Below are 6,180 nucleotides of genomic sequence, written 5' to 3' on the forward strand. Positions count from 1 at the left end.
ATCAAGGAGTCCCAGCGAATATGTCCGCCAGCGATCAATCCGACCCCGTAGGAGACCGCGCAGCCGTCGACCAGGAGCTCGTCGAGGCCGCCCGGGCGGTGGCCCAGCGCTTCTCCCGGGGCGACAACCACACCGTCGCGGCCGCCGGACGCAACGCCGACGGGCGGATCGTCACGGCCTTGAACGCCTACCACTTCACCGGCGGCCCGTGCGCGGAGCTCGTCCTCATCGGCGCGGCCGCCGGCCAGGGCGCGTACGACCTCACCACGGTCGTCGCGGTCGGCGACCGGGGCCGGGGCGTCGTGCCGCCGTGCGGCCGCTGCCGGCAGGTGCTGCTCGACTACTTCCCGACGGTCGAGATCATCGTCAAGCGGGGAACGGAACTGCTCGCCCTGCCCGTCCTCGACCTGCTCCCCGAGGCGTACGTCTGGGCCGAGCACCAGGACGGCTAGCAACCTCGCCTTCGAGTCGCGCTCGTGTGGCCGTTCACCCGTCGTTCGGCTGCGCGAGCGCGACTCCAGGCACTAGCGTGCTGGCGACGTGTCGTAGTGATCGCCAACCGAGGGGGCACATTGTCGGACGACCTGCTCACAGCAAAGATCAACCACGGGTTCGACCACCTCGACGCCGACGGCGACGGACTCCTCACCGAACGGGACCACGTCCTCATGGGCATCGCCGTCGCCCGCTCGCTCGGCCATCAGGAGGGCTCCGAGGCCGAGGCCGTCATCGTCCGCGCCTACCTGACGGTCTGGCACGACCTGCACCTGGCCCACCTGCCCGCCGGCACCGAGGCGATCACCCGCGAACAGTTCGTCCGCTCGACCGGCGCCCTCTCCGACGACCCCGAGGCCGCGCGGACCAGCTTCGGCGCACTCGCCGACGCCTTCCTCGCCGTCGCCGACACCGACCGCAGCGGAACGGTCGACGCCGGCGAGTTCTTCGTCTTCCAGCGCGGCCACTTCGCCGGCCTCTCCCGCGACGACGCCGACGAGGCCTTCCGCCACCTCGACCGCGACGGCGACGGCACCCTCTCCGCAGCCGAGTTCACCAGCGCGATCATCGAGTTCTGGACCAGCCGCGACCCCGACGCCCCCGGCAACTGGTGGACGGGCAGGCCCCCGCACACCCTCTGACACCCCCTCCGGCACAGCCGCCCCCTCGCCCGCCGAAACGCGAGGCCGGCAGAGTCAGGTCGCGGGGACGATTCGCTCGACGACGGTGTCGAGCAGGGCGGGCAGGGTGTCGGTGCCCAACACCTCGGGCAGGGTGAGGTGTTCGACGATCAGGCCGGTCATCGCGAGGTAGAGGACGAGGACGGTCTCGCGGTCGCCGGGCAGTCCTCCGTCGAGGTGGTAGGCGACGTTGGCCTCCAGTTGCTCGCGGATGGTGCCGGTGAGCTGGGCCCGCAGGCCGGGGCGGCGGGTCGCCTCCAGGCGCAGTTCGAGCATCGCGAGGTAGCCGGCCCGGTCGGCGGAGATGCGGCGGATCAGGTCGCGCATCAGGGCGGCGACCAGAGCGCGGTCACGCGGCGCCCGCAGCAGGTCGGCGATGACGGCCGGATCCGGGGTGAGCCGGTGGTGGATGTGCCGGGCGGTCTGGTGGAGCAGGTGGTCGCGGTTGGCGAAGTAGTTGGAGGCCGTGCCGTTGGGGACGCCGGCCTGCACGTCGACCGCGCGGAAGGTGAGGCCGCGGGCGCCCTCGCGGGCGAGGACCTCGATGGCGGCGTCGGCGAGGGCGGTGCGGCGGGCGGGGTTCTGGACCATGGGTCGATTCTCTCTCGCGGGGTTTTCGGGGGCCGGGGCGCCCGGGTCCGAAAACACCTCGGCAACCACTACGACTGGAGTACTATAGTCGGAGTGGTTAGGCGGCGGGCCGCACGGCCCGCGCCGCTTCCCGACCCCAAAGGACCTGCATGCGCAAGCTCACCTACTTCATCGGCACCACCATCGACGGCTTCATCGCCGGCCCGGACGACAGCTTCGACTTCTTCGCGCCGTTCCTCACCGAGGACTACACCTCGACGCTCTTCGCCGAGTACCCGGAGACCATCCCCACCCCCGGCCGCGCGGCGTTCGGCATCGCGGAGGCACCCAACAAGCGCTTCGACACCGTCGTCATGGGCCGCGGCACCTACGCACCGGGGCTGGCCGTGGGCCTCACCAGCCCCTACGCCCACCTGCGGCAGATCGTGGTCTCCCGCACCCTCGGCACCAGCCCGGACCCGGCGGTGGAGGTCACTGCGGAGGACCCGGTGGCCCTCGTCCGCCGGCTGAAGCAGCAGGACGGGCTCGGCATCTGGCTCTGCGGCGGCGCCGACCTGGCCGGCCAGCTGCTGCCCGAGATCGACGAGTTGATCATCAAGCAGTACCCGGTGGTGGTCGGATCGGGCATCCCGCTGTTCCGCGCGGAGTTCGGGCCCCGCGCCTTCACGCTCACCGACAGCCGTGTCTTCGAGCGCGGCAACGTCGTCCTGACCTACGCACGGACCGCCCCGGACGCCGCCTGACACCCACCGTCCGGCGGACGCGCGGGGCACGGGGCGCGGGGCACGGGACGCACGAGGCAAGAGGCGCTATCGCGGCGCGGGCGCGAGGACGTACCGTGGGCGCTCCCCCAGCCGAGAGGTCGAACCCGTGTCCGAGGAGGCCCTGCCGTTCTTCGTCTACGGCACCCTGCGCAGCGGCGGCCGCAACCACGCCGCCCACCTGGCCGGCCGCTGCGCCGACATCCGCCCGGCCGTGCTGGACGGCGCCACACTGCACGACGGCCCCGGGTACCCGTACGCGGTGCCGGACGCGACGCCCGGGCGCCGGATCGTGGGCGAGCTGATCACCGTACGGCCCGGCGCGTACGCCGGAGCGCTCGCGGCGCTGGACCGGCTGGAGGACTGCCGGGCGGACGGGACGGGCCTGTACGTACGGCGGCGGCTGCCGGTGCGGACGGCGGCGGGCGAGCTGCGGGAGGCCTGGGTGTACTTCGCCGGGCCCGTCGTCGAGAGCCGGCTACGGGAACGGCCCGAGGTGATCGACTCGGGGGACTGGGCGGACCGGTAGCGGGGGACGGGCGGGAGACGGGCGGCCGGATACCGCCAGGTAGGCTGCCCCGATAGTTATTTTTTCTACTCACGGCGCCCGCCGAACGACAGGAGCCACCCGGTGCCCGAGCTGCCACCCCCGATCACCGTCGTCGGGATCGGGGCCGACGGCTGGCCCGGCCTCTCCACCGCCGGCCGGGCCGCCCTGCGGGCAGCCGAGGTGGTCGTCGGCGGCCCCCGGCAGCTGGACCTCCTCCCCCGCGACGAGGTCGCCGCCGAGCGCGTCCCGTGGCCGTCCCCGCTGCGCCCGGCCGTCCCCGGGCTGTTCGCCGCGCACGCGGACCGCCGGGTCGCCGTCCTGGCCAGCGGCGACCCGATGTTCTACGGCATCGGCCGCACCCTCGCCGAGACGGTCGGCGCCGGGCGGCTGCGCGTCCTGCCGCACCCCTCCTCCGTCTCCCACGCCTGCGCCCGACTCGGCTGGCCGCTGGAGTCCACCGAGGTGGTCAGCCTGGTCGGCCGCCCGCTGGACACCCTCGCCCTGGCCCTGAACCCCGGCCGCCGCCTGCTCGTGCTGAGCGCCGACGCCGCGACCCCGGCCGCCGTCGCCGGGCTGCTCACCACACGCGGCTACGGCGCCGCCCGTCTGCGGGTGCTCGAACAGCTCGGCGGCCCGGCCGAACGCCGGCTCGACGGCACCGCCGACGGCTGGCCGCACCCACCCGGCGACCCGCTGAACGTCATCGCGGTCGACCTCGGCGACGGCCCCCGCAACTCGCTCGTCCCCGGCCTGCCCGACGCCGCCTACGAGAGCGACGGCCAGCTCACCAAGCGGCACGTGCGCGCCGCCACCCTCGCCGCCCTCGCCCCCTCCCCCGGCGAGCTGCTCTGGGACGTCGGCGGCGGCTCCGGCTCGATCGCCGTCGAGTGGCTGCGCGCGCACCGCGACTGCCAGGCCGTCAGCATCGAACGCGACCCGGTACGCGCCGAACGGATCGCCCGCAACGCCGCCGCCCTGGGCGTGCCACGACTGCGCGTGGTGACCGGCCCGGCCCCCGCCGCGCTCGCCGAACTCCCCGCCCCCGACGCGGTGTTCATCGGCGGCGGCCTCACCGCGACCGGCCTGCTGGACAGTTGCTGGGCCGCCCTGCGGCCGGGCGGCCGGCTGGTCGCCAACACCGTGACGCTGGAATCCGAGGCGCTGCTCACCGAGTGGTACCGGCGCCACGGCGGGGAGCTCGTCAAGCTCGCCGTCGCGCACGCCGTCCCGGTGGGCGGCTTCACCGGGTGGCGGCAGGCCATGCCGGTCACCCAGTGGTCCGCCGTCAAGCCCAACACCCCTCAGGAGAACGCGTCGTGACCGTCTACTTCATCGGAGCCGGCCCCGGCGCCGCCGACCTGATCACCCTGCGCGGCCAGCGCCTCCTGGCCCGCGCCGAGGTCTGCCTCTACGCCGGCAGCCTGGTACCGCGCGAGCTCCTCGACGAATGCCCGCCCGGCGCCCGCCTCGTCGACACCGCGCAGCTCAACCTGGACCAGATCATCGCCGAGCTGGTCCGCGCGCACCAGGCCGGACAGGACGTGGCCCGGCTGCACTCCGGCGACCCGTCCGTCTTCTCCGCCGTCGCCGAGCAGATGCGCCGCCTCGACGCGGCCGGCGTGCCGTACGAGATCGTCCCCGGCGTGCCCGCCTTCGCCGCCGCCGCGGCCGCGCTCAAGCGGGAGTTGACCGTCCCGACCGTCGGCCAGACCGTCATCCTCACCCGGATCGCCAAGCGCGCCACCCCGATGCCCGAGGGCGAGGACCTGGCCACCCTCGGCCGCAGCGGCGCCCTGCTGGTGCTGCACCTGGCCGCCGGCTACGTGGACGACGTCGTCGAGCAACTGCTCCCGCACTACGGCGCCGACTGCCCGGCCGCCGTCGTCGCGATGGCCAGCCGGCCGGACGAGCTGGTGCTGCGCGGCACCCTCGCCGACATCGCCGAACAGGTCAAGGCCTCGGGCGTGGTCCGCACCGCCGTCATCCTGGTCGGCCGGACCCTGGCCGCCGAGCAGTTCCGCGACAGCCACCTCTACTCGGCGGAGCGCGAACGCCCGCACGAGCCCTGCGGGGCGTGAACCCCATGACCCGGCACGTCCTGATCCTCGGCGGGACGACGGAGGGGCGGGCGCTGGCCGCCGCACTCGTCGAGCTGCCGTCCCTGCGGGTCACCAGTTCGCTGGCCGGCCGGGTCGCCCAACCCCGGCTGCCCGCAGGGGAGGTGAGGATCGGCGGCTTCGGCGGCCCGGACGGGCTGGCCGACTGGCTGCGCGGCGAACGGGTCGACGCGGTCATCGACGCCACCCACCCGTTCGCCGCCGGGATGTCCCGCAACGCCGCCCTCGCGGCGGCCGCCGCCGACGTGCCGCTGCTGGCGCTGCGGCGGCCCGGCTGGGCGCCCGTCCCCGGGGACCGATGGCACCACGCACCCTCGCTCGCCGCGGCCGCCGAACTCCTGCCCGGCCTCGGACGGCGGGTCTTCCTCACCACCGGGCGACAGGGCATCGCCGCCTTCGCCCACCTCGACCACCTGCATTTCCTCGCCCGCTCGGTCGACCCGCCCGAGCCGCCGCTGCCGTCCACGCTCGAAGTCCTGCTGGACCGGGGGCCGTTCACGCTCGACGGCGAACGGGCGCTGCTGCGCGAGCACCGGATCGACGTCGTGGTCACCAAGGACAGCGGCGGCGCCGCGACCGCGCCCAAACTCACCGCCGCGCGCGAACTCGGGCTCCCGGTGGTCGTCGTGGAACGCCCGCCGCTGCCCGACGGCGTACCGGCGGCCCCGGACGTACCGGGCGCGGTGCGGTGGTTGCAGCACCTGCGCTAGGACGGCCGGTCGGGTCGGTTCGGGTCGGGTCGGGTCGGGTCGGGTCGGCCGAATGTCGACGCCGACACCGCCGACCCGGAGGAGGCCTTCGCGGCCTGGCGCCGCGAGTGCGACCATGCCCGTCAACTCGTCGCCGCCGCCGAGTCGCTGGACGTCCTGGGGCACTACGGCGAGGAGGTGCGACTAGGGGCTCTCTTTCGGATCACGTCGGATCAGCGCGCGGCGTCGGAGTGCGTGCATCGCAAGGCGGAGGAGGGAGTCCATGCGGAGTATCGG

Annotated in this window: 8 protein-coding genes; 7 read left to right on the forward strand and 1 reads right to left on the reverse strand. The window is 74.4% G+C overall.

The genetic code is table 11. The features are described 5' to 3' along the window. Positions 1-20 precede the first annotated feature (20 nt). Both ACFVHI_RS23455 and ACFVHI_RS23460 read left to right on the forward strand, forming a co-directional pair. A complete protein-coding gene (locus ACFVHI_RS23455; RefSeq protein WP_380342319.1) occupies positions 21-452 on the forward strand; it encodes a cytidine deaminase family protein in 432 nt (143 codons plus the stop codon). Positions 453-572: 120 nt separating this feature from the next. Beyond that, on the forward strand, positions 573-1,136 hold the full coding sequence (locus tag ACFVHI_RS23460) for an EF-hand domain-containing protein (RefSeq protein WP_063350081.1): 564 nt from the start codon (positions 573-575) through the stop codon (positions 1,134-1,136). 54 nt (positions 1,137-1,190) lie between these two features. Here the strand turns inward: ACFVHI_RS23460 and ACFVHI_RS23465 are convergent, their stop codons facing one another. Further along, positions 1,191-1,766 (reverse strand): TetR/AcrR family transcriptional regulator, encoded by a 576-nt coding sequence (locus tag ACFVHI_RS23465; protein WP_063350080.1) that lies wholly within the window; start codon positions 1,764-1,766, stop codon positions 1,191-1,193. 149 nt (positions 1,767-1,915) lie between these two features. Between ACFVHI_RS23465 and ACFVHI_RS23470 the strand changes: the two genes are divergently transcribed. The 5 genes from ACFVHI_RS23470 to ACFVHI_RS23490 all read left to right on the forward strand — a co-directional run bounded on the left by ACFVHI_RS23470 (position 1,916) and on the right by ACFVHI_RS23490 (position 5,904). Continuing rightward, positions 1,916-2,509, forward strand: a complete 594-nt coding sequence (locus tag ACFVHI_RS23470) for a dihydrofolate reductase family protein (protein WP_063350079.1) — start codon at positions 1,916-1,918, stop codon at positions 2,507-2,509. A gap of 127 nt (positions 2,510-2,636) precedes the next feature. Beyond that, positions 2,637-3,056 (forward strand): gamma-glutamylcyclotransferase family protein, encoded by a 420-nt coding sequence (locus ACFVHI_RS23475; RefSeq protein WP_380342324.1) that lies wholly within the window; start codon positions 2,637-2,639, stop codon positions 3,054-3,056. 102 nt (positions 3,057-3,158) lie between these two features. Next, entirely contained in the window at positions 3,159-4,397 is a 1,239-nt protein-coding gene (cbiE, locus tag ACFVHI_RS23480) for a precorrin-6y C5,15-methyltransferase (decarboxylating) subunit CbiE (RefSeq protein ID WP_380342327.1), read from the forward strand. Beyond that, positions 4,394-5,155: a precorrin-4 C(11)-methyltransferase gene (gene cobM, locus ACFVHI_RS23485; RefSeq protein WP_063350076.1), complete on the forward strand. Its 762-nt coding sequence runs from the start codon at positions 4,394-4,396 to the stop codon at positions 5,153-5,155. Before cbiE ends, cobM begins: the two co-directional genes overlap by 4 nt. A 5-nt stretch (positions 5,156-5,160) precedes the next feature. Continuing rightward, positions 5,161-5,904 (forward strand): cobalt-precorrin-6A reductase, encoded by a 744-nt coding sequence (locus ACFVHI_RS23490; protein ID WP_380342331.1) that lies wholly within the window; start codon positions 5,161-5,163, stop codon positions 5,902-5,904. Positions 5,905-6,180: the final 276 nt, after the last annotated feature.

Source organism: Kitasatospora sp. NPDC127121 (assembly GCF_042677305.1).
GTDB lineage: Bacteria > Actinomycetota > Actinomycetes > Streptomycetales > Streptomycetaceae > Kitasatospora.

Bases quoted from the DNA above. Each gene is read 5' to 3' on its own strand.
- ACFVHI_RS23455 (WP_380342319.1), top strand. From the start codon at position 21: ATGTCCGCCAGCGATCAATCCGACCCCGTAGGAGACCGCGCAGCCGTC.
- ACFVHI_RS23465 (WP_063350080.1), bottom strand. From the start codon at position 1,766: ATGGTCCAGAACCCCGCCCGCCGCACCGCCCTCGCCGACGCCGCCATC.
- ACFVHI_RS23470 (WP_063350079.1), top strand. From the start codon at position 1,916: ATGCGCAAGCTCACCTACTTCATCGGCACCACCATCGACGGCTTCATC.
- ACFVHI_RS23490 (WP_380342331.1), top strand. From the start codon at position 5,161: ATGACCCGGCACGTCCTGATCCTCGGCGGGACGACGGAGGGGCGGGCG.